General features: G+C 66.7%; 14 protein-coding genes. 4 read left to right on the top strand and 10 right to left on the bottom strand.

The window, feature by feature from the left end:
- The first annotated feature begins 26 nt into the window (after window positions 1-26).
- Window positions 27-1,259 (top strand): ferric reductase-like transmembrane domain-containing protein, encoded by a 1,233-nt coding sequence (locus ACFC2Y_RS13840; RefSeq protein ID WP_375175619.1) that lies wholly within the window; start codon window positions 27-29, stop codon window positions 1,257-1,259.
- Between the two features lie 67 nt (window positions 1,260-1,326).
- Here ACFC2Y_RS13840 and ACFC2Y_RS13845 read toward each other — a convergent pair whose 3' ends face one another.
- From ACFC2Y_RS13845 to ACFC2Y_RS13855, 3 genes are read right to left on the bottom strand one after another with little or no spacing between them, the layout of a single operon-like run.
- Window positions 1,327-2,616, bottom strand: a complete 1,290-nt coding sequence (locus ACFC2Y_RS13845; RefSeq protein WP_375175618.1) for a hypothetical protein — start codon at window positions 2,614-2,616, stop codon at window positions 1,327-1,329.
- Window positions 2,617-2,659: 43 nt separating this feature from the next.
- The gene (locus ACFC2Y_RS13850) at window positions 2,660-5,143 is read right to left on the bottom strand and encodes a caspase family protein (protein WP_375175617.1); all 2,484 of its coding nucleotides are present in this window, start codon (window positions 5,141-5,143) and stop codon (window positions 2,660-2,662) included.
- A gap of 21 nt (window positions 5,144-5,164) precedes the next feature.
- Complete coding sequence (locus ACFC2Y_RS13855; RefSeq protein ID WP_375186448.1) at window positions 5,165-8,476, bottom strand: c-type cytochrome; 3,312 nt, start codon at window positions 8,474-8,476, stop codon at window positions 5,165-5,167.
- 237 nt (window positions 8,477-8,713) lie between these two features.
- On the opposite strand from ACFC2Y_RS13855, the gene ACFC2Y_RS13860 reads away from it, so the two are divergent.
- Entirely contained in the window at window positions 8,714-10,507 is a 1,794-nt protein-coding gene (locus ACFC2Y_RS13860) for an autotransporter assembly complex family protein (RefSeq protein ID WP_375186449.1), read from the top strand.
- A gap of 8 nt (window positions 10,508-10,515) precedes the next feature.
- Complete coding sequence (locus tag ACFC2Y_RS13865) at window positions 10,516-14,634, top strand: translocation/assembly module TamB domain-containing protein (protein ID WP_375175614.1); 4,119 nt, start codon at window positions 10,516-10,518, stop codon at window positions 14,632-14,634.
- A gap of 158 nt (window positions 14,635-14,792) precedes the next feature.
- Here the strand turns inward: ACFC2Y_RS13865 and ACFC2Y_RS13870 are convergent, their stop codons facing one another.
- Together ACFC2Y_RS13870 and ACFC2Y_RS13875 are read right to left on the bottom strand one after the other, a co-directional pair.
- A complete protein-coding gene (locus ACFC2Y_RS13870) occupies window positions 14,793-15,602 on the bottom strand; it encodes a DUF2189 domain-containing protein (RefSeq protein WP_375175613.1) in 810 nt (269 codons plus the stop codon).
- A gap of 75 nt (window positions 15,603-15,677) precedes the next feature.
- A complete protein-coding gene (locus ACFC2Y_RS13875; RefSeq protein ID WP_375175612.1) occupies window positions 15,678-17,090 on the bottom strand; it encodes an amidase in 1,413 nt (470 codons plus the stop codon).
- A gap of 121 nt (window positions 17,091-17,211) precedes the next feature.
- On the opposite strand from ACFC2Y_RS13875, the gene ACFC2Y_RS13880 reads away from it, so the two are divergent.
- A complete protein-coding gene (locus tag ACFC2Y_RS13880) occupies window positions 17,212-18,003 on the top strand; it encodes a lytic transglycosylase domain-containing protein (protein ID WP_375175611.1) in 792 nt (263 codons plus the stop codon).
- 12 nt (window positions 18,004-18,015) lie between these two features.
- Here ACFC2Y_RS13880 and ACFC2Y_RS13885 read toward each other — a convergent pair whose 3' ends face one another.
- The 5 genes from ACFC2Y_RS13885 to ACFC2Y_RS13905 all read right to left on the bottom strand — a co-directional run bounded on the left by ACFC2Y_RS13885 (window position 18,016) and on the right by ACFC2Y_RS13905 (window position 26,214).
- Complete coding sequence (locus ACFC2Y_RS13885; RefSeq protein WP_375175610.1) at window positions 18,016-18,894, bottom strand: aldose 1-epimerase family protein; 879 nt, start codon at window positions 18,892-18,894, stop codon at window positions 18,016-18,018.
- 197 nt (window positions 18,895-19,091) lie between these two features.
- On the bottom strand, window positions 19,092-21,101 hold the full coding sequence (locus tag ACFC2Y_RS13890; RefSeq protein ID WP_375175609.1) for a TRAP transporter permease: 2,010 nt from the start codon (window positions 21,099-21,101) through the stop codon (window positions 19,092-19,094).
- Between the two features lie 92 nt (window positions 21,102-21,193).
- A complete protein-coding gene (locus ACFC2Y_RS13895; RefSeq protein WP_375175608.1) occupies window positions 21,194-22,354 on the bottom strand; it encodes a TAXI family TRAP transporter solute-binding subunit in 1,161 nt (386 codons plus the stop codon).
- A gap of 91 nt (window positions 22,355-22,445) precedes the next feature.
- Window positions 22,446-23,570, bottom strand: coding sequence for a peptide chain release factor 2 (prfB, locus tag ACFC2Y_RS13900; RefSeq protein ID WP_375175607.1), 1,125 nt, complete (start codon window positions 23,568-23,570; stop codon window positions 22,446-22,448).
- Between the two features lie 130 nt (window positions 23,571-23,700).
- On the bottom strand, window positions 23,701-26,214 hold the full coding sequence (locus ACFC2Y_RS13905) for a penicillin-binding protein 1A (protein WP_375175606.1): 2,514 nt from the start codon (window positions 26,212-26,214) through the stop codon (window positions 23,701-23,703).
- Window positions 26,215-26,228 lie beyond the last annotated feature (14 nt).

The following is a 26,228-nucleotide window of genomic DNA, read 5'->3' on the forward strand; positions in this document are numbered from 1 at the left end:
TCCCGGGCGGGTGACAGGAGAAACAGATGGGAACAGTGCTTCGCTGGCTGCCGCAGGTCGGGCTGATGGTGGTGGTCTTCGTCCTCCTGCTGATCTCCAACCCGAGGGAGGATCTGGCGACGGTGGCCGCGATCTATGCCGGGATGCTGGCCTTCTCCTCCATATCGCTCAACCTGCTGCTCGCGGCGCGGCTGAAACCGGTGGAGCGGCTCTTCGGCGGCATGGACAAGATGTTCCTGCAGCACCGGCAGTTCGGTTATCTCGCCCTGGCGGCGGCGCTGGTGCACTGGCTCAACCCGCCGTCCTTTCCGCAGTTCCTCGCCGCCTGTGACGACCTGTGCAAATCGGCAATCCAGAGCGGCGAGATCGGTTTTTATGTCCTTATGGTCCTCGGACTGCTGTCCTGGGTGCGGCGCAAGACCTTTGGCGGCCGGCGCCTGCCCTACCATTGGTGGAAATTCACGCATTACTTTCTGCTGGTGGCCTGGTGGCTGGCCTTCTTCCACCTGATGCAGAACCGCAAGATGCCCGCCGTCTATCAGGACATGGCGGAGATCATCGGCCTGACCGGCGCGGCGATGTTCCTGCTCTACCTTCTGGGCTGGGTGATGCGGATGTTGCGGAGGCAGAGCTATGTTGTCGAAACCGTCACCCGCGATGGCGGTGTCACCGGCATCCGCGCGCATCCGAAGAAACGCGGCATCCGGCACCGCGCCGGGCAGTTCGCCTTCATCCACGCCAGGAAACCGGGGCTGAGGGAGGCGCATCCCTTTACCATCTCCGGCGGCGAGGATCGCGACGGCGTGGTGCAGTTCAACATCAAGGGGCTGGGCGATTTCACCCGACGCTTGCATGAGGACCTGAAGGAGGGCGACACGCTGGTCGTCGAAGGCCCCTATGGCGATTTCCGCTATCCGCAGGCCGAGGGCAAACAGGTCTGGGTCGCCGCGGGCATCGGGATCACGCCCTTCCTGTCCTTCGTCCGCACCCTGCCCGACGACCTGCGGGCGGAGGTGGACATGGTCTATCTCGTCCGCAATCCCGAGGAGGCCGTCGCGCTGGACGAGTTTCAGGCCGCCGCCGAGCGGGTGGAGAAGTTCAACTTCGTCCTGCACGCCTCCGAAGAGAAGGGCCGCTGGCCCGGGCTGACGCCGGACGGCGATCTGAAGGCGGTTCTGTTCTGCGGGCCGCCGGTGCTGCGCGACATGCTCAAGGCGCAGTTCGGACGGAAGTTGCGGTTCGAATACTTCGAATTCTAAGCGCGCGCCCCGGCTTCATCTTTCCCGAAATACTCCCGCCGGAGGCCTCCCCCCCCCGGGCGGACCTTCACCGTCGCGGCTTGATCCCGAGATAGGCCATGAGCGCGTCCAGTATCTCTTTCTGGTCCTCGACCCGGCCGTGTTCGACCTCGATATTGTAGTAATCGCCCAGGTTGTTCAGCTTCACATGGAAGGAAAAAGAACAGTCGTTGGTGTTTGTCCGGACGTGTTCGTAGATCATATTGATCCCCTTCCCGTCCAGATAGGCGGCCAGTTTCTGCGCCTTGGCGTTCTGCTCGAACGGCACGGTCCCGGCGGTCAGCACGGCGTTGTCCTCGTCCGATAGGGTGCCGCGCGGATTACCCGTCATGATCCCCTTCATCGTGGCTGACGTCCGCGCGGCAGAGATATGGCCCGCGCCACCGTTGCCGACATGGCCGTTTTCATTGCTGTGCATGGTCAGCACGGGATAGCGGCGGTCGAAATGGCGGTTGATCGCCGCAGTAAAGGCCGGGGCGGGACGGGAGGCCATGTTGCGGCAAGGGGCTGTCAGGCCCTTGTCCGCGCCGAAATTGCGGTTCGGGTCCTGGCCGTTGAAACTGCGACCTTCGCCGGTTTCCAGCGCCACCATCTTGCCGCCATAGCGCGAGACGGAATAGAGCGCGGCGTCAAAGGCGCTGTCCTCGTTGTCATGCAGGATCGCCCAGATCGGGCCGCGCCGGGCCTTGCGGTTGGCGATGATGACCATGTGCCAGCGGCGGCCGTGCTCGGCAAACCGCTCCTCCGAAATGCAGAGGTTGGGATCGACCTCGAAGGCGCCCAGGTTGCGCTGCACGTCGCGGTCGCGGATCGCGGCGGGATCGGAACAGATCTGGCCGACCTCCTCCGGTTGCAGGGACAGAGCTTCGGGGCGCTGGCGCGGGCGGATCAGCGGGGTGGCGGCGGCGGTCTGCACGACCTCGGGCGCGGAGGGCTCGCCCTGCTCGGTCGGGACCTCGGCGTCCTCCTCGGCGGTCTCTGCCGGGGCCGTCTGGTCCAGGGCGAAGGCGGCGGCGCGGCTTTCGGCGCTCTCCTCCGTCTCCGGGGCGGCGCTGTCCGCGACGGGTTGGGGCTCTGCCATGTCCGTCGGCGACTCCACGGTCATCGACGGCGTGTCTTCGTCCTCGGGCGCGGCCTCCTGCCCGACGGATATCCCGGCTGCGGCCTCCAGATCGGCCTGTGGGAACAGGCTGGCCGCGCCAGAGCCGGTCGCAGACCCGGCGGCCGGTTTCTTGGGGAAGAGGCTGGGCGACTCCTGCGCCATCACGGGCTCGTGGGCTGCGCTCAGCAGCAGCGCCGCGAGGGCGGTGCGGATCATCGGCGTCATCCTGCGGTTCCTTCTGCTCGGTCCGGCGTAGTTGTCACATCTGGAGCCGGAAATATCCGTTGCCGCAATAGCCGGAGTACATCCGCGCCTCCGTCAGCGGACCTTCGATGGTAAAGGGCGTCCGGGACTGCGGGCTGAGGCCGGTCCGGTCGATGCGGACATTGCCGCTCTGGTCGATCGAGCCGGTGAAGGTCCGGCCGTCGGACCAGAACTGGATCGTGCCGTTGTCGATCTGCGCGGTAAAGCTGTAGCGGCCCAGGCATTCCTTGGAGGGCGAGCGGCGGCCGCCATCGGTATAGCCGCGCCAGCCCGAGTAGCTGCCGTTGAACTTCGCCAGCGGATCGACCGGATCGGCATAGGCGCTTTGCAGGTCGGCCAGGTAATCCTCCGCCTCGGCGCGGTTCGGGTCGTTCATTGCCGCGCGGGAGAGATACTGGTTCAGGCAGGTGATGGTGTCTTCGGTCCGGGCCTCGGCGCGGATCTGGCGCTCCGCCTCGCCGATGCAGGTCAACAGCGCGTCGTAGTGATCGCCGCCGCCGTCGCTCTGCGTCAGTTCGCGGAACCAGCGGTCGCCCTCGGCGCTGCCCTGCTTAGCGGCGCGTTCGTACCATTGCGCCGCCTTCTTCAGGTTGGGGCCACCGTGGGCGCCCAGACGCCAGGCCTCGCCGATCTGCAGGGCGACCTCGGCCTCGTTCCACTTGCTGAAGACCATGTCGTAGATCGCGCCGGGATCGACACGCCCCGCCCGCCCTTCCGGGATGGTCTTGGCATGCTCCAGCAGGCCGCGCGGGGTGCGGTCGATCTGGACGATCCGGCGGTAGGCATCGGTGGCCAGATGGGCCGATCCCAGCTCGTCATACAGCGCCGCGATGCGGTAGAGGGAGGCGACCATATCCGGGGCCGAGATCGACTGCATCTTGGTCGCGCGTTCGTACCAGGTCAGCGCCTGGTTCAGGTCGCGGGTCAGGAAGCCCGCGTTTTCGCTGGAGTAGTAGTCGCCCAGACGGATCGCCGCCTTGGGATAGTCGGAAATCGCCGCGTTGGAGAGCAGCTCGACCGCCTGCGTCCAGTCGGCCTGCTGCCCGGTGGCCAGCAACAGCTCTGCCCGTTTGAAGCCCAGCTCATAATCCGTGGGCCGCGCGTTGGAAGCGGCGGCGCAGCTTTCGGTGGCGGCGGCCAGGTCGTTCGGGGGGATGTTGGTGTTGCCGAAGCTGAGCTGGCGGTAGATGCTTTCGCAGATGCCGATGTGATGCGCCTGTTCGGCCGGGGACAGGACCTTGCAGGCCTCGGCCTCGCGCGCTCTGGCATTGGCGGCATGGGCGGAGGTGGGGAAGTTGCGCAGGTAGTTGCGGTAGGCATCGCAGCTGTCGGCATTCGTGGTGCTGTCCCAGTTCACCGTGGCAATCCGGTCGTCGATCGCAACGCGCAGGCCGGTGCAGCTGAAATAGGTGTCACGCTCGCGGCGCAGTTGCCCCAGATCGGTGATCGTCGCCAGTGTCGACCGGATCGGGGCGTTTTCGCAGAACCCTTCGGCGACCTCGGCCCCACCACCGCCGCCGACCTTCAGCCCCTCGCGGCCGGTGCAGCGCGGCTTGCCACCGACCATGACCGACGCCAGGCAGAATTCCTTGTTTTCGGAATTGGAATAATCGAGCTTGTCCTCGTAGACCGGCTTCTGGCTGTGGCCGCCGGCGCGGGTCCGGGCCATCGTCGTGACCTCGCCCTGGACCTGGCTGTGCAAATCGGACAGCCGGATCGAGGGGTTCTGCGACAGCTGGCTGACCAGAACGCGGGTATAGAGCGACAGGTGCACATCGTCTTGCGGGCCGAGCGAGGCGAGCGAGGTCTGCCCGGTGGAGGCGGAGTAGAACATCGCCGTGCCCTCGATCTTGGCCGGGACGAAACTGTCGGATCGGCCGACCGATTTGGTCCCGTCAGACGAGGTGACGGGAGAGTTACGGCAGGCATCGTAGAAGACGACGACCCCCTTGGGGCCTGCGCTTTTGATGATGCCCAGCACGTCCTTGTTGAAATTGACCGACCGGCGCTTGAACAGCAGTTCCTTGGCCTGGGCATTGGGGGCGGAGACCTCGGGGTTCATGTCCACCGGAACGACATAATTCGACGGGTCGTCGTCAAAGCTGATGCCGTGGCCGGAGTAGTAGACCACCACCGATGAGTCCCGGGTCAGCGTGGAAGCGAAGAAGAGCACCTGCTCTTCCAGCGTGTCCTTGTCGCCGTTGGCGATGACCTTGATGTTCTCGGGCGGGTAGCCCATCCCCTCGAACAGCTTCTGCACGGCCTTGGCATCGTTTTCCGTCACCGGCAGATCGCTGATGCCCGCATGCTCATATTCCGAATTGTAGATGATCAGCGCGTGGTTGTCGCCCGAGAGCTCGCGCGCGATAGGGCCGGTGACCTGCACTTCGGAAAAGTTCTTGAACAGGACCGACTGGGCCGAGGCCGCCCCTGTGAAACAGAGGACAGCGGTCAGGATGGCGGGGATAAGGCGGCGCATGGTCAGTCTCTCACTTCCACATCATTTGCACTGGCCGTTGGCATCGAGGCGGGAGCGATCCTCCGCAATCGAGAACCGGACGGTTGCGGTGACGGGGGCCAGCGGATCTTCGTCCTCCGCACCGGTGGCGGGGCGCTGTGCAAAGGTCTGTTCGGTCACGTTCGACACCACCTCGGAGAAGTTCTTGGTCCGGCCCTGGGTGGCCTGATACTGCTCCAGCGTCTTGAGGAGATCGGACCCAAGCTCTGCATAGCTGCCGAAGCCGGGGTAGCAGTTGATCGCGATGTCCACGCCAGACGAGGGGGTGTGCGATTGCAACTCGCGGCCCGGCTGCGGGATCTGGCGGACCTCCCCCGGCATCAGGATCGGCGCGCCGATGGCGGCCTCCGACAGGCGGAAGAAGGTGCCTGCGCGGGTGTCGGGATAGATCACGTCCAGCAGGCAGGCGCGGTCTGTCTGGACCGTGAACCGTGCCCCTTCGCAGACCTTGAGATGCGGGTTTTCGACCCGGACGGTCAGGCCGTGACGCTGCGGGGCGGCAGCGCCGGGTTGGGCCGCGACGGTGCGCGGCGCCTCTTGGGTGCGGGGGGCCGGTGCGGGGACCGGCACATGGGTGCTGACGGGCGAGGTCGCGGCGACATGGGTGGGCTGGTAGCTGGCGGTCTGCGGCACCGCATGGCCATGCTGCGGACGCGGCGTCGTCAGGTAGAGCGCGGCGGAGACGATCTGGAAGCTCTCCTCCACCTCGTAGCGTTCGACCAGACCGCGCGCCTCGATATCCGCGAACCAGGCGTGCAGCCTATCCTTGGCGGCGGAGAAGGGCAGCGTCCTGGCCCGCTCCTGCAACTCGTCGTAGGTCAGGCCGAATTCGGCGGCCAGCAGCTCCTTGTCGAGCTCGTCGAAGTACTTGGCGATGGTGTTGGTCACCGGCTCGTGGTGATAGCGGCCCGGGCCCTCGGGGATGTTGTAATCGCCGCCCGCCTTGTTCAGCGCGTCGAGATACCGGTTGGTATCCTCGGCATAGGCGGCGCGCAGGGCGTCGTCCTCGGCGTAGATGTCGCGTACGATTTCCAGTGTGACACGGTCGATGCCCTGGTTCTCCACCGCCTCGCGGATCTGGTCGTAACCTTCGATCGGGCCGTTCAGGTGGCAGGTCATACAGGCCGATCCGTTGGAGATCGTCGCGCCAGAGACCGGGCTTTCGCCCTTGAAGAAGACGACGGAGGTCGGGCCGTCGGGGATGAAATTGCCCGGGCCGTCGGTCAGGTAATAGCCCTGCAACCCGTTCGGCAGGGTAAAGATCATCTCGCCACCGTCGCCGTCAAAAACCTCCTGATGCGGCGGATAGGCTTCGTGCGGACCGAGGGGGCGCTGCTTCAGCCGCTTGTCGGCGGCGACAGCGCGGTCGAAGTCGTAGGAAATCCAGTAGTACCCACCCGTCGGCTGCACCATCCGTTCGATCAGGCGGTTGTTCTGGCTGACGCCCGAGCCGCCTTCGAGGAACCCGGCGCGCATCACGTCGCGGCGCTGGATGGCGCCGATGCGGTCGACGCGCAGAAGGTGGGTTTCGAACTCCTGCGCGGTGTCGGGCAGGTTCAGCATGAACTTGTAGTAGAAGGGCTCGCCCGCGTTGGCGACGAACCAGTCCCCGCGCATGACCGGGACGGAGGTGCCGGTGATCTGTGCGATCTGGGTCAGGTTCTCGTCCCGTTCCGCGCCAAAGGGATCAAGGCCATAGGGATAGGGCTGCGCCTCGTCCAGGCCGGGGATCTGACCGGCGATCAGGGCCTCCCACTGGTTGTGGGTCCAGCCGTAGTCGCGGATGTCGATGGCGTAAATCCCCATGCCCTCCTCGATCGGTTCGACCTGGGTGATGCGCGGCTCCCAGGACAGGGAATTCACCAGCTTGTTCAACCCGGCGAGGTAGCCGTTCATGTGCTGTTCAAAGAAGTCGTCCATCGACTGGCAGGGCAGCTGGCCGTTCTGCAGGTGGCGGAAGGTGAAATAGCGCATGAAGGGGCGGTCATCGTCGTCCTGCGCGACCAGGTGCTGCTGGACCAGGCGGTTTTCTTCGGCAAAGCCCATGTGCATCCGGCTGCCGTCGCGCGGCGGGTCCTTCTTCTCGGCCGTCAGGAACTCCTTGTCGACGGCGAGGCCGGAAATCCAGTCCTCGACCAGCTTGCGGTCGGCGTCGGAGGCGGCGTTGCCCGGCGGCATGGTGGCGAGCGAGCGGTAGAGGCCGGAGGTGGACGGGTCGCCCGGCGTCACCAGCGAGGTGTCGGAAGCCACGCGGGAGGCCGAGGCCAGCACCGCCTTCGACGCGGCGGAGGCGCCGCGGACGTGGCAGCTCTTGCACTGGCGGGAAAAGAAATCGTCGACGGCGGAGGTCAGTTCCGGCGAGGCGTCGTTGACCGGGGACTGCGGGGCGTCGCAGGTCATTTCGACCACCGGTTTGGGCAGGTCCTTGAGATCGGCGAGGTATTGGTAGATCGCGACCCGGTCGCCCTCCTCGGCCTCGGCCAGCATGGCGGAGACGCGCTGCATCGTGCCCTGCACCATGGTCGATCCGTCAAGGCCCGCGCCTTGCGCGATGATGTCGTGGAACCCGTCCGGACCCAGGCCGGAGATCGCCGCCTTGGTGATATCGCCCGCGACCTCGCCCAGGGGGCTGATGCCGCCCTTGTTGGTCTGGCTCTGATCCAGGATGAAGGCGGAGTTGCGCGGCGTATGGCAGGCGCCGCAGGCCGCGACGCTCTCGGTCAGGTACTTGCCCCAGGCGATGGCATCGTTCTGATTGTCACCCTGCCCGTCATAGGCCGCCGGTTCGAAGGAAAAGCGCCAGGGCGTCTTGCCGAAGAGCCGACGGGTCAGCAGGATCGAATGCTTTTCCGACCGGCGGTCGGACTTGGGCGCGGATTGCTTGATGTATTCGAAGAGGTCCACGACATGTTCGGGCTTCATCTTCGCGTAGAATTCATAAGGGAAGAGCGGCATGTACTGGCCGCCATCCGGGGACACCCCGTGCAGCATCGCGTTCAGGAAGTCGCCCCGGCTCCAGTCGCCGATGCCCGCAGACGATCCGGTGATATTGGGCACGCGGATGGTGCCGAAGGTGGGGCTGTCGATCTCCATCCCGCCGCCAAGGACCGGCGCGGCGGGGTCCAGCGTCGCGCCCTGCTCCAGATGGCAGGAGGCGCAGGCGCCCACCTCGAACAGGCGTTCGCCGCGGGCCAGGTCCGGCGCGTAGGTTGAAAAACTGCTGTCATCAAAGGTCTGTGCGGTCAGGGGCGCGGCAAGAAGAGCGGTCAAAATGGCTGAGAGCAGGAATTTCATAATAAATCCGTCGTGGCTGAACGAGGCTACAATAGAAAACTAACGCGCATTCTCAAAACACTTTAGGCAGGATTTCCTGACCTTTTGGACCATGACGGGATTTGTCACCTGCCCGGAAAACCGTTTGATCAGAGCAGTTTGTTGCCGGAACGTCGTCAGTGGGCGGAATCCGCTGGAACTTGCCACGCGCGCGACTACTTTGTCAGTGATGCCACCCAAGCTGCGGACTGCCGTTTCATGATGCCCCTCGATCTCCGATCGGTGCGCCGTGCCCTTGCCGGGCTGGCGGTGCTGGCCCTTGTCGCAACGCGCCCCGCGTTGGCGGTCGAACTGCGCGTGACCGCGCCGGAGCCCCTGGCCGGGGATCTGCGCGCCGCGTCACTGACCCAAACGGTGCTGGACGAGGGCGACACCACCCCACAAGACCTGGTGGCAGCCGCGCAGGCGGATTACCGGCGCGTTCTGGCCGTGCTTTACGAGCAGGGGTATTTCGACGCGGAGGTCCATGTGCGGATCGACGGGCGCGAGGCATCGCGCGTGGATACGCTGCGCCCGCCCGGACGGGTCGATGTGATCGAGATCGCCGTGACCCCCGGCCCCGGCTTCACCTTTTCCGAGGCGCGCATCGCCCCCCTGCCCCCTGCAACCGTGCCCGCGCCGGGCTTCGCTGCCGGAGAACGGGCTGGGACCGGCATCCTGCGCGAAGCCGCCGAGGCGGGGGTGGACAGCTGGCGTCAGGTCGGCCATGCCAAGGCCGCCGTCACCGGACAGGAGATCGTGGCGGATCACCGGGCGCGCACCGTGGCCGCGCGCTTTGCCATCGCCCCCGGCCCGCGTCTGACCTTTGCCCGTGCGCGGATCGCCCCGGAGAGCGCGGACAGCAAGGTTCGGCCGGAACGCATCCGGGCCATCGCGGGTATACCCGAGGGCGAGGTCTACGATCCCGAAGACATCGAAAAGGCCGAACGTCGGCTGCGTCGGACGGGCGCCTTCCGCTCCGCCGTGGTTAGCGAGGATGACGCGATCGGCCCGGGCCAGACGCTTGGTACGGAAATCGCGGTGGAGGATGCCAAGCCGCGCCGCTTTGGCGTGGGGGCGGAAATTTCCACGGTGGAGGGGCTGCGGCTGACCGGGTTCTGGCTGCATCGCAACGCCTTTGGCGGCGCCGAACGGCTGCGGTTCGACGCCGAGGTTGCCGGGATCGGCGGCCAGACCGGCGGCATCGACTATGCGCTCGGGGTGAGCCTGACCCGCCCGGCCTTTCGCCATCCGGACGCCCAGCTGATCTTTTCGGCCCAGTTGGAACGCGCTGACGAACCGAACCACGTGACGGACTTCCTCCGGGTCGGGGTCGGGGTGGAGCGTATCGTGTCGGAACGGCTGACCTTGAACGCCGCGACCGCCTTTCGCCTCGCGCGGAGCGAGGACACCTTCGGCACCCGGGAATTCCGCCACCTCCTGCTGTCCGGCGCGGCGATCTGGGACAACCGGGATTCCTCGTCAGATCCACGCAGCGGGACCTTTGCGGAGGTCGAGGTGCTGCCCTTTATCGGTTTCAGTGGCTCTGCCTCCGGCGTGAAGACGACGGCCGACCTGCGCGGCTATCGCAGCCTCGGGGATCGCCTGGTCGTGGCCGGGCGCGTGCAGCTTGGGTCGGTCGTGGGCTCTTCGATCGCGGCCACCCCGCCGGATTTCCTGTTCTATTCCGGCGGCGGCGGTACGGTGCGGGGCCAGGGGTATCAATCGCTTGGCGTCGGAACGGCGCCGAACAAGACCGGCGGCCGCTCCTTCGCGGCCCTCAGCACCGAACTGCGCGCCGATCTGAGCGGCAATTTCGGCGCGGTCGCCTTTGTCGACTACGGCTATGTCGCGGCGTCCAGCAGCTTCAACGGCGGGGCCTGGCACGGCGGTGCCGGGATCGGGGTGCGGTACAAGACCGGGATCGGACCGATCCGCGCCGACCTGGCCGTGCCGATCACCGGGTCGGGCAACAGCGTCAGCCTCTACGTCGGGATCGGGCAGGCCTTCTGATGCGTCACGTGACCAGACACACCTTGATGACCCGGATCGCCGCGCTTCTGCTTGGGCTTGTATTGCTGCTTCCTCTGCCCGCCGAGGCACAGGAGGACGGCCAGGGCTTCCTGACACGGCTCTTGCAGGACAGCCTGTCGGACGCCGGCCGCAGCGTGCAGATCGAGGGGTTTCGTGGTGCACTCAGTTCCCGGGCCACGCTGGACCGGCTGACCATCGCGGATGACGAGGGCATCTGGCTGGAGCTTACCGGCGCGGTGCTGGACTGGAACCGGTCGGCCCTGCTGCGCGGGCGGCTGGAGATCAACGAACTGACGGCGGATACGCTGACCCTGACCCGCCTGCCCGAGGGGGACGGTGGACAGGCCGAGGCCTCCGGCTTTGCCATTCCCGAACTGCCTGTGGCGGTCGATATCGGGCAGCTCTCCATTGGACAGCTGGTCCTGGAAGAGCCGGTAATCGGCGAACGGGCGGTGCTGGCCTTTGGCGGGCGGGCGCTGCTGGACGACGGGCATCTGGAGACGGAATTGTCGCTGGACCGCATCGACCGGGCGGGGCAGATCACCCTGCTTGTCGATTTCGACCCGGTGGAAGAGCGCCTGATGCTGGACATCGCGGCGGAGGAGCCGGAGGACGGCATCACCGCGCGCCTGCTGGATCTGCCCGGGCGGCCCTCACTGGCATTGTCGGTTCAGGGCGAGGGGCCGCTGGACGATTTCACCGCCGATCTTCGCCTCGCCTCGGACGGGGCGGACCGGCTGGCGGGTCAGGTCACGCTGCGCGGCACGGTGGATGGCGCACGGGCCTTCGCCGCCGATCTGGGGGGGGACCTGACCCCGGTCCTGCTGCCGCGCGCGCAGGAGTTTCTGGGCGACGAGGTCCAGCTCAGCCTCGAAGGACGGCAGGCCACGGATGGCGCGCTGTCGCTGGACCGGCTGGAGCTGTCGGCGGCGCGGCTGTCGCTGTCCGGATCGCTGGCGACCACGGCCGAGGGGCGTCCGCAACGCTTCGATCTGACCGGGCGGATCGCCGCCCCGGACGGCGCGCCGGTGCCGTTGCCCTTTGGCACGGATCTTTCGGTCGGCACTGCGGATATCACGGCCCGCTTCGATGCGGCGGAGGGGGAGGACGTCAACGGACGGATCGCCCTCTCGGCCCTGTCGACACCGGAGGCGACAGTAGACAGCGGGACGCTGGAGATGTCCGGCCGTCTGGACATCGAAAACACCCCCTCCGTCGATCTGGATCTGGTGGCCGCGCTAACCGGCGTGCAGTTTGCCGATGCCGGGCTACAGCAGGCGCTCGGCTCGGAGCTGACGGCGCGGACCGAGGTTCTGTGGACCGAAGAGGGCACGGCGCTGGAATTGCGGGGGCTTGACCTTCAGGGCACGGGCTATGGCGCACAGTTCGATGCCAGCCTGGTCGGTGGCGGCCGCACCTCGATCCTCACTCTTGAGGGGCGGGCGGAACTGGAGGATCTGTCGCGTTTTGCCCTGCTGTCGGGGCAGGATCTGTCCGGTCAGGCAGACCTGGCTGTCGATCTGTCGGCGGATCTTCTGGGCGGCAGCTTCAGCCTGGAGACAAATGGCACGACGACCGCGCTGGCCCTGGGGATCGACGCGCTCGACCCCGCAATCGGCGGCGATGCCGAGTTGGCCCTGGCGGTCAGCCGCAGTCCGGAGGGGATATCGCTCGATACCTTCGATCTCTCCAACGACGAGATCACGCTGGAGGCCTCCGGAACGCTCTCCAACGAGGCGGGGCAGATCGACTATGCCGCACGACTGCGCAACTCCGGCGTCTTCACCGGGGTGGACGGCGGGCCGGTCGAGCTGTCGGGGCGCGTCGATCGCAGCGGCGAGACCTTTGTCGTCACGCTGGACGGCGGCGGGCGCGATCTGACCACGGGCATCGACCAGGTGGATCGGCTGCTGCGTGGCGAGGCGGCGGTCGCGGCGCGGCTGACGATCAATGACCAGATCATGCTGGACCGCGCCGAGGTGACCACCCCGGGGCTGGAACTGCGCGCGGCGGGCGAACTGACCGCGGGCGCGCGACAGCTCACCGCCACGGGTCGGGTCGCCGACAGCGGCGACCTGACCGGCGCGCCGAGCGGCCCGCTGCGGTTCAGCCTTGAGGCGCGGGAAGTGGGCGACAGTTATCTCGTCACCCTCGACGGCACGGCGACGGAGTTGCGGACCGGCGTGGACCAGGCCGACGCGCTGTTGCGGGGCACGACAACACTCGTGGCGGAGGCGGATATCGGGTCCGAGCTTCTGCTGAACCGGTTGGACGTGTCGAACCCCGCGATCCGGGCGCAGGCGACCGGCGTGCTGACCGAGGGGGCGCGCGATGTGACCCTGACAGTGCAGATGCCCGACAGCGGGGTACCGCTTGGCGCGAAAGGCGGGCCGCTGGAGCTGCAATTGCAGGCGGTGCAGGACGGAGCGGGCTATCTGCTGGACCTGCAGGGCGGGGTCGAGGATCTGGGCACCGGGCAGGCCCTTGCGGATTCGCTGCTGGCCGGGCGGACGGAGATCACGGCCCGCGGCCGGTTCGAGGGCGGCGCGCTGCGGCTCGACATGGCGGAGGTGGACGGGCGCAGCCTCACAGCCTCGGCCAGCGGTACGATTGCGGATGGCGAGACCGCGCTGGAGGTCTCGGCGCGCTTGGCCTCCCTCGCCGGGGTGGTGCCACAGGCGCCCGCGGGGCCGGTCAGCGGCCGGGGCACCGTTGCGCAATCCTCCGAGGGGGGGCTGCGGCTCGACCTGACCGCCGATGGTCCGGGCGGAACCAATGCCCGTGTGGCAGGCCGCGTCGGCCTGCCCGGCGGGGCGGTGGCCCTCGACATTTCCGGCACGGCGCCGCTGGCCCTGGCCAACCCCTATATCCGCCCGCGCAGCCTGACCGGAACGGCGCGTTTCGACCTGGCAATGTCCGGCCAGCCCGGCCTGTCGGCGCTGAGCGGGCAGGTCACGCTGGTCGAAGGGCGGGCCGCTGCGCCGCTGCTTGGGCTGGCGGTGGACGGGATTTCCGGCCGGATCGGTCTGAGCGGGGGCCGCGCGCAGCTGGATGTCACTGGCCGGATCGGTGACGGCGGGCTCAGCATCAATGGCCCCGTCACCCTGTCCGGCAGCTATCCCGCCGATCTGCTGGCGACGCTGACCAATGTGCCGATCACGCGGCCCGGCCTTGTTAGTACGCGGGTCAACGGCCAGGTCACGGTCCAGGGCGGGCTGACCGGCGGCGGGGTCATCGGTGGCCGCATCGGCCTGCGCGAGACGGAGTTGCGCATCCCCTCCGGCGGCTTCGGCGGGGCGGAGGCGATCCCGGAGATCCGCCATGTGAACGAAGGCGCCGCAAGCCGCGAGACCCGCGCGCGCGCCGGTCTGACCGGCGGCGCGGGCGGTGGCGGTGGCGGCGCATCGGGCGGTCTGGGCCTGGCGCTGCGGATCGAGGCGGAGACACCCGTCTTCCTGCGCGGGCGCGGTGTCGATGCAGAGCTGACCGGCGGGCTGACCCTGGAAGGCACGACGAACGATATCCGCCCGGTCGGCCAGTTCGATCTGGTCCGGGGCCGGATCGACATCCTGACCAAACGCCTGACCCTGGACGAGGGCCGCGTGCGTCTGGTCGGCAGTTTCGATCCGGTGGTCCGGCTGGTCGCCGAAAGCCAGGCGGGGGAATATGCGGTGCAGATCATTCTGGACGGCCCCGTGGCCGAGCCCGAGGTTCTGTTCACCTCGCGCCCGGAGTTGCCGGAGGACGAGGTTCTGTCGCAGCTCTTTTTCGAGCGGGACATCACCTCGCTCTCGCCCTTCCAGGCGGCACGGATGGCCCTGGCCATAGCCGAGCTGACCGGCCGGGGCGGAGGCGGTCTGGTCGGGTCGATCCGCGACGGGGCGGGGCTGGACGATCTGGACGTCAGCCAGACCCGCGACGGGGAAACTGCGCTGTCGGCGGGCAAGTACATCTCCGAAAATGTCTATTCGGAGGTCGAGGCGACCTCCGGCGGCAAGACCAGCCTGTCGATCAATCTCGACATCTCCAAGTCGCTGACCGCGAAGGGCAAGGTGGGGTCGGACGGGGACTCAAGCCTGGGGCTGTTTTTCGAGCGGGATTACTGAAGCCCCCTCTCCCTAGCCCTCTCCCCCGCAGGGGAGAGGGAATACCGTTGCGCGTTTAGCGTCCTTTGTCCCTAGGTATCTGCGCGGTGCTGTGAATTTTCGTCCAAACGAAACCGAATAGCGCAACCGTTCCCTCTCCCCCCGGGGGGGGGAGAGGGCTAGGGTGAGGGGGAAACCGCAACCGCCTCCTCCTCCGCCGTCCCGTAGGCAACCTGATCGTACAGATGCCAGGTCGCATGGCCGAGCAACGGCAGCACGAAAAAGAGCCCCATGAAGATCGGCAGCATCGCCAGGAAGGTCAGCCCCACGATCAGCGCCGCCCAGGCCAACATCGGCCCCGGGTTCGCCGTGACTGTCTGGAACGACGTGATCATCGCCGTGACGAAATCCACCTCGCGGTCCAGCAGCAGCGGCAGGGCGATCACCGTGATCATGTAGAGCAGCAGGGCAAAGAGCGCGCCGACCACCGTGCCGACCGTCAGCATGGTCAGCCCGTTCGGCGTCAGGAATACTTCGTAGGACGAGGAGATATTGGTCATCACCGACAGCCCCATGAAGAGCGCAAAGATCATGTGGCCGATGAAAAACCAGACCAGGAAGAGAAAGATGATGATGGCCGACATCGAGGGCAGCTGCCGTTTCGACTGGCGCAGGATCACCGGCAGGATCTCCGAGGCGCTCAGGGGGCGACCCTGCTCCAGCCTGCGCGACACATCATAGAGGCCCACGGCCGCGAAGGGCCCGATCAGCGGGAAGGAGACGGCGGCGAAGATCAGCCAGTAGCTCTGCCCCGTGGCCCAGGTGACCCAAGCCAGGACCCAGCCGATCAGCACATAGGTAAAAGCAAAGAACATCCCCCAGAGCGGCGCGCGCTTCATGTCCTGCGCCCCGCGCCGGATCGCACGGGCCAGCATGTCGAAGGTCACGGGCCGCAGATCGGGCACTCCGGGCTGTGGCGTGTCGGGCATCGGGTTCTCCTCCCCGTTCGGGTCAGGACAGGAGAGCGGGAAAATCCCTTTTGATCAAGTGTATCGTCGATACATCTACGCGCGCAGCGCCGGGCGCTTCGCGGGCCAGCCCGTTGCCTCGTGCCAGCCCTGGGCCAGTTGCAACACGCCCAGATCGTTCCTGTAGCGGCCGATGATCTGCAGCCCCATGGGCAGGCCGTTCGGGCCGAACCCCGCAGGCACCGCCGCCGCGGGCAGGCCGATCAGCGAGGCGGGGATCACGCATTCCATCCAGCGGTGGTAAGTGTCCATGGCCCGGCCCGCGATTTCCTTCGGGTGCATCTGGTCGACCGGGAAGGGCCAGACCTGGGCCGTGGGGGCGATGAGGGCGTCGTATTGGTCAAACAGCTCCGCAGCCTTGCGAAACCAGGCGGAGCGGGTGGCGCTGGCGCGCTGGATCTCCACCGGGGTCAGGGCGCGGCCGCGCTCCAGCTCCCACACGGCATCCTCGCGCAGCTGCGGACGATAGGCCGGGTTGTCGTAAAGCGGCCCGGTGCTGCCCGCCACGGCGAAGGAGCGCAGGTCGATCCAGGCCTGCCACATTGCCGCCGCGTCGAAGGGCGGGGCGATCTCTACCACCTCCACCCCGAGGTCTGCGAAAGTGGCGAGCGCGGCCTCGCAGGTCTCCCGCACGCCCTCCTCCATCGGCCAGGCGCCGCCCCAGTCGCCCAGCCAGGCGACGCGTTTGCCCGACAGATCGGCCTTCAGCCTGCCCGCGAACCCCGGGCCGTCATGCGACAGCGGCACCCGCGGGTCTGCCCCGGACTGGATGTCCAGCAGGGCCGCCATGTCCTCCGGGCTTTTCCCCATGGGGCCGGAGGTCGCCAGCGGATGCAGGTAGAGGTCCCGCTCCACATCGCCGGGCACCAGGCCGAAACTGGGGCGGAAGCCATAGACGTTGCACCAGCCGGCCGGGTTGCGCAGGCTGCCCATCATGTCCGATCCATCGCAGACCCACTGCATCCCCGCCGCCAGCGCCGCGGTCGCCCCGCCGGAGGAACCGCCGGCAGAGCGGGTCAGATCATAGGGGTTGCAGGTCGCGCCATAGACCGGGTTCACCGTGTGCGAGCCAAGGCCGAATTCCGGCGCATTGGTCTTGCCGATGAAGATCGCGCCCGCCGCCCGCATCCGACCCACGAAGAGGTCATCGCGCTTCGGCACGAAGTCCTTGAGGATGGGCGAGCCGAGGGTCGTCCTGATCCCCCTGGTATTGGCCAGATCCTTCACCGCCAGCGGCACCCCATGCAGCCAGCCACGCCGCTCCGTCCGGTCGGCGGCGCGGGCCTCCTCCAGAAGTTCCTCCCGGTCGCGCAGGGCGACCACCGCGTTGACCGCACCATTGACCGCCTCGATCCGGTCGAGGCAGGCGGTCATCGCCTCCTCCGCCGTGACCTCGCCGCGCTGCATCGCCGCGACCAGGGCCGTGGCATCCAAGTCGATCAGGTTCATCGCATTCCCCCCTGTTTCGGACAGGATGGCGGGGAACGGCGCGGGTCGCCAGCGGTTTCGGCTTTGGCCCCGGCGCGGGCTGGGCTACCCTGCCCACGTTCGCTGTCAGAAAGGTTTCCCGATGCGCCCCCTCCTCGCCGCCCTTGTCCTCGCCGCCCTGCCCTCTTTTGCCGCCGCTGCGCCCTGCGGCAACACCTCCCAGGGGTTCGAGGCCTGGAAGGTCGCCTTCGGGCAGGAGGCCGCCCGCAAGGGCATCGGCCAACGCGGGCTGCAGGCGCTGGCCGGGGTGCAATATTCGCGCGGCACCATCGCGGCGGACCGCAACCAGAAGGGGGTGAAATATTCGCTGTCGGACTTCCTGCGCATCCGGGGTGTCGATGCCATTGTGGCCGGCGGGCGCAAGCGCAAGGCGGCGAACGCGGCGTTCTACGCGGCGCTGGAAAAGGGCTACGGCGTGCCTGCGGGCATCCTGCTGGCGATCCACGGGATGGAAAGCGGTTTTGGCAGCTTCATGGGCAAATACAACGTGCTCAGCTCCAACGCGACGGTGGCCTTTGACTGCCGCCGGTCGGAGTTCTTCAGCGCCCATATGCTGGCCGCGCTGGAGCTGGTGGACCGCGGATGGCTCTCGCCCAATGCCATCGGCGCCGCGCATGGCGAGATCGGACATACCCAGTTCCTGGCCGGGAATGCGCTGGAGTATGGGCAGGACGGCAATGGCGACGGGCGGATCGACCTCTATGATCTCAGCGATGCGATGGCCTCCACCGCCTATTACCTGCGCAAGAAGGGCTGGCGACCGGGCAAGCCCTATGGCGAGGGGACGCGCAATTTCCGCGTGCTGAACGAATGGAACGCGGCGACGGTCTATCAACAGGCCATCGCCATCGCCGCCGCAAGGATCGACGGCTAGGGGTCTCTCCGATCAGGCCAGAGTGACCGACCAGCGAAACCGCGCGGTCTTGCCCGGGGCCAGGATCAGGCTGCCGGGCCTCTCGGCGATCTCGGTTCCCGCCCCGTCCTGCGCCGCCATGCCGTGCCAGGGCTCGATGCAGATATAGGGCGCGCCCGGTTTCTGCCACAGCGCCAGATTGGGCAGCCCCTCGAATTCGAACTCCAGTCTCGGCCCGCCCTCGGCACCATAGCGCAGCGCCGTGCCCGCGCCTTCGGGGAAGATCATCGCATCCGCCTCGAACTGCGCCGGGTCGAGGCGGAGCTTTCCCGCGGTGAAGGGCGACGGCAGGCGCGTGTCGGTCATCAGCCCGTCACGCAGCCGGGCCAGTGCCGGTTCGCCCCGGTTGGCCAGGGTGATGCTGTGATCCTTGCCCTGCGCACCCGGCAGGGGCCAGAGGAAGGCCGGGTGGAACCCCAGACCGAAGGGCAGCGGCGCGCGGCCGGGATTGGCCACCAGCGCGCTGACATTGAGGGTCGGGCCGGAGACCGCGTGGGTCACGCTCAGCGCGAATGGGCGGGGGTAGGCGGCGTGGGTCTCCACCGTGTCGGTCAGGCTGTGCATCACCCGGCCCGGCTCCGCCCGCACCCGGTCAAAGACCATGCGGCGGGCGAAGCCATGCTGGCGCATCTCGCCGCCCTTGCCATCCAGGGTCACGCGGTCGCCCGGGGCCTTACCGACGATGGGAAAGAGGATCGGGGACCGCCCCGACCACCAGGCCGGGTCGCCCTGCCAGAGGTATTCCTCCCCCTCCTTGGTCAGGCTCTGCATCTCCGCCCCCAGGTCGGAGACCGTGACCGACAAAACATCGCTTTCGATCCGGGTCAGCCTGCCGGGCTCCTGTCCATCCATTCCGCGCCTCGTGTTCGTCTTTTGGCGGAGTCTTGCAGGAATTTTCCGGATGCCAACCGCCTTTCCGCCTCATGCGCAGGGTTCCACCGACTGGCCGCCCGGATGGGCAAACCGCCGCTTCTTCTGGTTGGAAATATCTCGGGGTGGCGCGGGCGCCGGGGGCAGAGCCTCCGCCCTGCCCCGCCCGCCCAATAGTCTCAAGCCTGCGCCTTCTCCGGCTCCTCCACCGAGGGCGGCTCCCCGGCCCGCCAGGCCATCAGCAGCGGCACCACCGCGATGGCCAGCCCCAGCACCGTGGTCAGCGTATGGCTCAGCCCCGCGACCCCGCCCATGGGGGCCGCGATCAGCAGCCCGGCAAGGAAGAGCGCGAGGCGCAGGACCATCCCCAGGGCCCCGCGGCCAAGCGTGCCGATCAGGCTGACATGTCCCTGCAGCGCGGAGGAGATGAACCAGATCCCGACCAGCGCGCAGGCCAGCACGAACAGCACCTCTCCGGTGCCCGCCTGGCCGATCAGCGCCGGGTTCAGCACGAAGAAGAAGGGGGTGATGTAGATGACCCCGCCCAGGCGCATCGCCTCGAACCCGGTCTTGATCGGGTCCGCGCCAGCCATCGACGCCGCCGCAAAGGCGCCAAGCGCCACCGGCGGGGTGATGTAGCTGACCATGCCCCAGTAGAGGATGAAGAGGTGCACCGCCAATTCGTTCAACCCCGCCTGCACCAGCGCAGGCGCAAGGATCACGGCGAGGAAGATGTAACAGGCCGTTACCGTCATCCCCATGCCAAAGACAAAGGCCGTCGCGGCCCCCATGATCAGCAGCAGGGGCACCGAATTGCCCGCCAGCGACACCAGTTCCCCGGCCAGCGGCCCGGTCAGCCCGGTCGCCTGAAAGGCCCCGACGATCATGCCGATGCCCAGAAGCACCGCCACCAGTTCCGCCAGGATGCGCCCCACGGAGGCGATCATGTCGGCAAAGCCCGACAGGGTGAAGCGCGGCCCGAGGATCTGGTTCACGACCAGCAGCAGGGCGATGGTGTAGAAGGGCGCGGTGCGTTCCCATCTGAAGGCCACCATCAGATAGATCAGCAGGGCGAAGACGAAGATGTAGATCCAGCCGGAGCGGAAGGTCTGACCCAGGGCCGGCAGGACCTCCCTGGCCATGCCTTTCAGCCCCCGGCGGGCAGCATAGCTGTCGATCTGGGTGAAGAGGCCGAAGTAATAGAGCAGCGAGGGGATCGCCGCGGCCAGCATGATCTCGGAATAGGGCATGCCCAGCCACGACGCCATGACAAAGGCCGTCGCCCCCATGATCGGCGGCATCAGTACCCCCCCGGTGGAGGCGCAGGCCTCCGTCGCGGCGGCGTACTTTGGTGAAAAACCCGACCGCCGCATCGCGGGGATCGACACCGCGCCGGTCGTCAGCACGTTGGAGATGACCGAGCCCGACATCGACCCCATGAACCCGCTGGCAAAGATCGCCACCTTGGCCGATCCGCCCCGGTAACGCCCGACCAGCGCCAGGGCGAGGTCGTTGAAGAACTTGCCCCCGCCGGTGAACTGCAGCACCGCCCCGAAGAGGATGAAACCGATGACGAGCGAGCCGAAGGCGCTCATCGGGATGCCGAAGCTGGCCTCCGCCGAGTAGACGAAGAAGGGCACGACATCGCGGAAGGGCTGGGCAAAACCGCTCAGCGGGTCGGGCATCTTGTCGGCGAAGGTCGGGTAGAGCGAGAAGAGCAGCACCACAACAAACAGCACATTGCCCCCCGCACGCCGCACCCCTTCGAGGACCAGCAGGTAAAAGGCGATGGACATCCAGACGCCCAACTCCGGCGCGGCATATTCCCAGCCATAGGAGGTCGCGGTGTCGGCGGTGAAGAAGATATAGCCCGAAACGCCCAGGGTGATGGCGAAGAGGAGCCAGTCATACCAGGGCACGACGGCCGTCTGCGGCCCGCGCGCCCGGAAGGTCAGAAAAGTCAGACACAGGAACAGCCCCGCCAGCAGGTTCAGGTACATCCCGTCCAGCATGGCATAGCCGCCGATGCGCAGATTGAAGAGCTGGTTGATGGCCGCAAGAATGGCGACGGTGGTGAATCCCACGATCATCCATCTCGCCGGGCCAGTGAATTTCATCTTTTCCTGCGCGCGCTCCGCCTCGATCGCCTGCGCGCCACGGCTTGCGGCCGCCTTGTCGTCTTTGTCCATGGTGTCTCCCCACACGGCCAGGCCCGATCACCGGGTTGCGCCGCGTCTCCCCGCGAGGAAGGGGCGGATCTGGGCCCGCCCCCCGTTTGAGATCACTCGTAGCTGATCTGCATGCCTTCGGCCGACAGCGCCTCGCGGCGCTTGGCGTCCCAGGCCTCTTCCCAGTTGTCGGCACCGGCGGCCTTCAACTCTTCCCAGGCGGCCTGCAGAACGTCCTGCCGTTTGATCAGCATGTCGTTATGGGCCTGTGCCTCATCCGACCAGACCCCCGCTTCCTTGTAGTAGCGGACCGCGCCCTCATGGTAGGGCACCACCCAGTCGAAGACCTGGTTTTCCAGCGCCCAGCCCGTGGCCCCCGGGGCGCCGTCCTTGTATTTGTCAAACAGCGCATACATGGCCGCCGTCATGTTGTAGACGACATCGGCGTCCTGCGTGTCATAGGCCATCAGGATCGGATAGGGATAGCTGGCGCTCATCTGCCCGTCCGTATCGTCCAGATTGGCCCCGACGGTCGCCTTGACCGGCACGAAATAGGCGGCCTTTTCCTTCAGGCGGCCCATGGCTTCGGCATCGTTCGGATCAATCGGCGGCCAGTAGAGGCCGTTCGGACCCGACGCCGCCTCATAGGCGTTGCCGGAAGTGGTGATGCCGAAAGCCGCATGGGCGGAGCCGTCGATCACGGCCTTCCAGCTGGCGCCGTAACCGCCGAACTCGATCACCTCGACATCGTCCCAGGTCAGCCCGCCATAGGCCAGATAGGCCGCCATATTGGCGTTCAGGCCCGGTCCGCCCTTGATGTAGACGATCTTCAGGCCTTTGAGGTCCGAATATTCGAACCCTTCGCAACCGGGCTTGCCCGCCGCCTCACAGGCCGGTTCGTTGACCGCGACGGCCAGCGCCGAACCGGACCCGACGTTGTTCATCAGCAGGCGCACCCGCTGCGGGCCCCAGCTTTCGGCGGCGAAGTCAAAGACGCCCTCCTGCGCCAGATAGGTCCCCACCCCGTTGGCGGAGAAGGAGACCTTGCCCTGACGGACCGGCTCCAGTCGGCTGAGGTCGTTCTTGCCGGGCAGGATCCGCAGGTTCACACCCGCCTCGTCCTGCAGCGCCTTGCCGATCGCGACGGCCTGGTTGTAGCCGGACGATCCGGTGGCATAGGCGGTCCAGGTGACGGTGGACGGCAGTTCATAATCTTGGGCATAGGCAGCCCCGGCGGCCATCCAGATGGCCGCGCCAATAATTGCTTTACGCATATTTTCCTCCCTTATGACCGGTTACTTACCGGTCGGTAGGAGGATGGTCGCATGGGGCAGCGAAAATCTCAACAATTGGATTCCGGCGGGCTCAGCCCTCCGCGTTGGCCTCCGCCCGGCTTTTGCCGGAGACATCCATCGCCAGGGTGGCGGCCATGAACTCATCCAGCGCGCCGTCCAGCACGCCCTGGGTGTCGGAGGTCTCGTGGCTGGTCCGCAGGTCCTTCACCATCTGGTAGGGCTGTAACACGTAGGACCGGATCTGGTTACCCCAGCCCGCGGAGCCCTTGTTTTCATGGGCCTCGTTGATGGCGGCGTTGCGGCGGTCCAGCTCCAGCTGGTAGAGCCGCGATTTCAGCGCCTTCATGGCAATGTCACGGTTCTGGTGCTGCGACTTCTCGGAACTGGTCACGACAATCCCCGTGGGATGGTGGGTGATCCGGACGGCGGAGTCGGTGGTGTTCACGTGCTGCCCACCCGCGCCCGACGACCGGAAGGTGTCGATGCGGATATCCGCCGGGTTCACCTCGATCTCGATATTGTCGTCGACCACCGGATAGACCCAGACCGAGGCGAAGGAGGTCTCGCGCGTGCCCTTGCCGAAGGGGCTGATCCGGACCAGGCGGTGCACGCCGCTTTCGGATTTCAGCCAGCCATAGGCGTTCGGGCCGCTGATCTTGTAGGCGCAGGATTTGATCCCCGCCTCGGCGCCCGCTTCCTCGGATTGCAGTTCCACCTTGTAGCCGCGCTTCTCGGCCCAACGGACATACATCCGCTGCAGCATGTTGGCCCAGTCGCAGGCCTCCGTCCCGCCCGCACCGGCGTTGATTTCAAGGAAGGTGTCGTTGCCGTCCGCCTCGCCGTTTAGCAGGGCTTCCAACTCCTTCTCCGCCGCCCGGTCCTTGAGCGCCTTCAGGGCGGCTTCGGCGTCGGCGACGACCTCGTCATCCTCTTCCATCTCGCCCAGTTCGATCAGTTCGACATTGTCCGACAGGTCCTGCTGGATCGCGTCATGCACGGCCATGGCATCGACCAGGGCTTGGCGGTCACGCATCAGCGCCTGCGCCTTGGCCGGATCATCCCAGAGGTTGGGGTCCTCGACCCGGGCGTTGAATTCCTCCAGCCGGTGCTGCGCCGTCTCCCAGTCCATGCGCTGGCGCAGAAGCTCCAGCGAGGTTTCGATGTCCGAGACGAGGTTCTGGGTCTCTGCGCGCATGATGGGTCCGTTCGGGTTGAGAGTGCCGCGTGATAACGTGGCGAGGGTTTGGGGGCAAGGTGGGGGGAGATGGGTGGGAACCACCCATCCTACGTAGGATGGGTGCTCTGCACCCATCTTCCGCCGGTGATCAATACAACCCGCCCGACGACATCGTCCCGAAGCTGGCCTTCGGCCCGACCACCGCCTTCTTGCCGGTGGAGGTGGTGACCTCACGTCCCCCCTGCCGGACTTCCTCGAACAGCGGCAGGTCCGATCCCATGCCGAAGCCGCCGTCGAAGCTGATACCGAAAATCGGCTCTTCGCCATCGCGGAAATACTCCGCAACCACGTATTCGCCGGTGGCATCGTCCGGCAGGCGGGCGCCGGTGAACCGGTCGATCTTGATGAAATGCCCGCCCGGAGGCAGCTTGAACTTGCCGCCGCCGAACTTCTGCACTGCCTCGCTCATGAAGCGCTGGAAAACCGGGCCGCAGAAGCCGCCGCCGGAGGCGCCACGGCCAAGCGGCTTGGGATCGTCGTAGCCGATATAGCAGCCCGCCACGACGTTGGAGGTGAAGCCGATGAACCAGACGTCCTTGGCATCGTTGGTCGTGCCGGTCTTGCCCGCCGTGGGCACCGGCAGGTTGACCGCGCGCGAGGCGGTGCCGCGCTGCACCACGCCCTGCAGCATGGAGGTCAGCTGATAGGCGGTGATCGCGTTCATCACCCGGTCCCGGTTGGACAGGATGCGCGGGCTGCGCGAACGGGGGATGCTGGGATCGGCGCAATCGGTACAGACCCGCTGGTCATGGCGATAGATCGTCTTGCCGTAGCGGTCCTGCACACGGTCGACCAGGGTCGGTTCCACGCGCTCGCCACCATTGGCGAACATCGCATAGGCCGACACCATCTTGTAAAGCGTCGTCTCCTCGGACCCGAGCGCATTGGCCAGGAACTGACCCATGTTGTCGTAGACCCCGAATTTCTCCGCATAGGCGGCCACCACATCCATGCCGACCTCCTGCGCGAGGCGGATGGTCATCAGGTTCCGCGACCGTTCGATCCCGGTGCGCAGGGGGGTGGGGCCGTAGAATTCGTGGCTCGCGTTCTGCGGCCGCCAGACACCCTGGGGCGTGTCGATCTCGATCGGGGCGTCGATGATGATCGTGGCCGGGGTATAGCCGCTGTCCAGCGCGGAGGCATAGACGAAGGGCTTGAAGCTGGACCCGGGCTGCCGCTTGGCCTGCGTCGCGCGGTTGAAGACCGAGGTCTGGTAGGAGAAACCGCCCTGCATCGCGATCACGCGGCCGGTGTTGACGTCCATCGCCATGAAGCCGCCCTGCACCTTGGGCACCTGCCGCAGGGTCCAGCGGATGAAACTGTCACCCTCGGTCATGCGGCGGACATGCACCACATCGCCGACGGCGAAGTTGTCCTGGAAGTTTCCGCGCAGCCAGCCGATGTCCTTGCGCGGGATCACGAAAGGCTCCGCCTCGGTCTCCTCGACGCCTTCGATGCCGACGCGCAGCTGCTGATCCTCCACGGCCAGGACAACGGCCGGATGCCAGGGCGCGTCCAGCGTGATATCGCGGGCCACGTTCACATCGGACAGGGCGGCGCGCCAGTCGGCCTCCGTGCTCAGCGCGGCGGGGTCGATCTTTTCACCGGTGCCGTGCCAGATTCCCAGGCCGCGATCATATTGTTCCAGCTGCGTCTGCAGCGAATGCGCCGCCACAACCTGCATTTCCGGGTCGATGGTCGCGCGGACGGTATAGCCGCCGGTGAAGAATTCCTCGTCACCGAAGTCACGCGACAGCTGGCGCCGGATTTCGTCGGTGAAATAGTCGCGCGGCGGGCGTTCATCGCGATAGCTGTCAAAGTCGCCGTTCTGCACGGTGCGCAGGGGCTTTTCGACCTCCTCCGCAAAGACGGCGGCGGTGATATAGCCGTTCTCCATCATCTCGCGCAGCACGTAGTTGCGGCGCTGCGTCACCCGCTCCTTGGCGTGGACGGGGTGATAGCGGCCCGGGGCCTGGGGCATGGCGGCCAGCATCGCCGCCTCGTGCGGCTCAAGCTCCGACAGGGCCTTGTTGAAGTAGGTCTGCGCGGCGGCGGCCACGCCATAGGAGTTCTGGCCCAGGAAAATCTCGTTCAGGTACAGCTCGAGGATCTTTTCCTTGGGCAGCGTCTCTTCCAGCCGGGCGGCAAGGATGATTTCCTTGATCTTGCGTTCAATGCGCCGCTCGCCACCCAGAAGGAAGTTCTTCATGACCTGCTGCGTGATGGTCGAGGCGCCGCGCACGTTCTGACCGCGCGACTGCACCGCCTCCACCGCGGCGGCGGCGATGCCGCGGGTGTCATATCCGGCATGGGTGTAGAAGTTCTTGTCCTCGGCCGAGATGAAGGCGTGCTTCACCATCTCCGGAATTTCATCCGCCGGGGCAAAGAGGCGGCGCTCCACGGCAAATTCGTCGATGATCCGGCCCTGGGCGGAATAGATCCGGCTGATCGTCTTGGGCTGGTAGGTGGCAAGGCTCTCGTGGCTGGGCAGGTCCTGGCCGTAGACCCAGAAGATCGCACCAATGCTGAGCGCCACGACACCGATGCCGAGCGTGACGAGGCTGAATATTGCCCCGAAGAACGAAAAAATGAATCTGAGCATGTCGGTCCCGTGTC

This window comes from Pseudooceanicola sp., from assembly GCF_041987405.1.
Classification (GTDB): Bacteria; Pseudomonadota; Alphaproteobacteria; order Rhodobacterales; family Rhodobacteraceae; genus Pseudooceanicola.

Excerpts from the sequence above, each read along its gene's own strand:
- ACFC2Y_RS13840 (WP_375175619.1), top strand. The coding sequence starts at position 27 with ATGGGAACAGTGCTTCGCTGGCTGCCGCAGGTCGGGCTGATGGTGGTG.
- ACFC2Y_RS13845 (WP_375175618.1), bottom strand. The coding sequence starts at position 2,616 with ATGATCCGCACCGCCCTCGCGGCGCTGCTGCTGAGCGCAGCCCACGAG.
- ACFC2Y_RS13850 (WP_375175617.1), bottom strand. The coding sequence starts at position 5,143 with ATGCGCCGCCTTATCCCCGCCATCCTGACCGCTGTCCTCTGTTTCACA.
- ACFC2Y_RS13855 (WP_375186448.1), bottom strand. The coding sequence starts at position 8,476 with ATGAAATTCCTGCTCTCAGCCATTTTGACCGCTCTTCTTGCCGCGCCC.
- ACFC2Y_RS13860 (WP_375186449.1), top strand. The coding sequence starts at position 8,714 with ATGATGCCCCTCGATCTCCGATCGGTGCGCCGTGCCCTTGCCGGGCTG.
- ACFC2Y_RS13870 (WP_375175613.1), bottom strand. The coding sequence starts at position 15,602 with ATGCCCGACACGCCACAGCCCGGAGTGCCCGATCTGCGGCCCGTGACC.
- ACFC2Y_RS13875 (WP_375175612.1), bottom strand. The coding sequence starts at position 17,090 with ATGAACCTGATCGACTTGGATGCCACGGCCCTGGTCGCGGCGATGCAG.
- ACFC2Y_RS13880 (WP_375175611.1), top strand. The coding sequence starts at position 17,212 with ATGCGCCCCCTCCTCGCCGCCCTTGTCCTCGCCGCCCTGCCCTCTTTT.
- ACFC2Y_RS13885 (WP_375175610.1), bottom strand. The coding sequence starts at position 18,894 with ATGGATGGACAGGAGCCCGGCAGGCTGACCCGGATCGAAAGCGATGTT.
- ACFC2Y_RS13890 (WP_375175609.1), bottom strand. The coding sequence starts at position 21,101 with ATGGACAAAGACGACAAGGCGGCCGCAAGCCGTGGCGCGCAGGCGATC.
- ACFC2Y_RS13895 (WP_375175608.1), bottom strand. The coding sequence starts at position 22,354 with ATGCGTAAAGCAATTATTGGCGCGGCCATCTGGATGGCCGCCGGGGCT.
- prfB (WP_375175607.1), bottom strand. The coding sequence starts at position 23,570 with ATGCGCGCAGAGACCCAGAACCTCGTCTCGGACATCGAAACCTCGCTG.
- ACFC2Y_RS13905 (WP_375175606.1), bottom strand. The coding sequence starts at position 26,214 with ATGCTCAGATTCATTTTTTCGTTCTTCGGGGCAATATTCAGCCTCGTC.